1 protein-coding gene is annotated in these 1,396 nt (G+C 67.3%); it reads left to right on the top strand.

Annotated features, from left to right (window positions below; all coding sequences use genetic code 11):
• Window positions 1-89: 89 nt before the first annotated feature.
• Complete coding sequence (locus ACI2LW_RS33680; RefSeq protein WP_404735058.1) at window positions 90-1,361, top strand: IS256 family transposase; 1,272 nt, start codon at window positions 90-92, stop codon at window positions 1,359-1,361.
• Window positions 1,362-1,396 lie beyond the last annotated feature (35 nt).

The raw sequence follows: 1,396 nt of genomic DNA, 5'->3' as shown, positions 1-1,396 counted from the left end.
GAGCGTGTCTGAAAGATCGTGTAAGTCCGTGATGTGACAGGCTGGCCGAGGCCCGACCTCGGGCCCTGGTCAGCCGGGACGGACGGACCATGACGGAGAAAGAAACCCCGGCGGTCGAGCCGGTCGAAGACAAGCTGGTGGACGAGGTCGTCGAGCGGCTGATGGACCGCGCCGACGCTTCAGGGACCGCCCTGCTGGGCGAGGGCGGGCTGTTGACCGCCATCACCCGGGCCGTACTCGAGCGGGCCCTGGACGTCGAGATGACCGAACACCTCGGCTATGAGAAGCACGATCCGGTCGGCCGCGGCTCGGGCAACAGCCGCAACGGGACCTCGTCCAAGACCGTGCTGACGGACGCCGGCGCGGTCACCGTGGCCGTGCCCCGGGACCGCAACGGCTCCTTCGAGCCGCAGCTCGTGCCCAAGCACGCCAGGCGGCTGGCCGGGTTCAACGAGCAGATCCTCTCGCTGTACGCCCGCGGGATGTCGGTGCGGGACATCCGCTCCCACCTGGCCGGCCTGTACGGCGTCGAGGTCTCACCGGACCTGATCAGCAAGGTGACCGACGCGGTCACCGACGAGCTCGCCGCCTGGCAGAACCGCCCGCTGGACGCCATCTGGCCGATCATCTACATCGACGCATTGTGGATCAAGATCCGGTCCGGATCGGTCGTCTCCAAGCCTGTCTACCTCGCCGTCGGCGTCGACATGGACGGCCGCAAGGACGTCCTTGGCCTGTGGGTCGGCGACGGAGGCGAGGGCGCCACCACCTGGATGACGGTGCTGTCCGAACTGCGCAACCGCGGAGTGGAGGACGTATGCATCGTCGCCTGCGACGGGCTCAAGGGCCTGCCGGACGCGGTCACCGCGACCTGGCCCCGGGCCACGGTGCAGACCTGCGTGATCCACTTGATGCGGGCCTCGCTGCGGTTCGCCTCCAAGAGGGACCATCCCGCGCTGGTGCCGGCACTCAGGGCGATCTACACCGCACCGACCGAGCAGGCCGCCGAGCAGGCACTGCAGGAGTTTTCCGTCTCCGAGCTCGGCCAGCGCTATCCGGCGATCGTGCGCACGTGGCAGGCCGCGTGGAACGAGTTCACCCCCTACCTGGCCTTCCCACCGGAGATAAGGAAGGTGGTCTACTCCACGAACCTGATTGAGTCGATCAACGCCCGGCTGCGGAAGACCACCCGCAACCGTGGGCACTTCCCCTCCGAGCAGGCCGCGCTGAAGGTGCTCTACCTCGCCGTCCGCGAGCTGATCACCCCCAAGGCCCGCGATGTCAACCACGTCGCGGCACACTGGAAGACGGCGCTGAACCAGTTCTCCCTGTTCTTCGAGGACCGACTCAACGCCGTATGAACCCCAAGGACTTACACAAAATCACTGACACGTCC

This window comes from Streptomyces sp. NPDC004065, assembly GCF_044903565.1.
In the GTDB taxonomy this organism is placed as follows: Bacteria; Actinomycetota; Actinomycetes; order Streptomycetales; family Streptomycetaceae; genus Streptomyces.
This window is presented reverse-complemented; position numbering and strand designations above follow the sequence as displayed.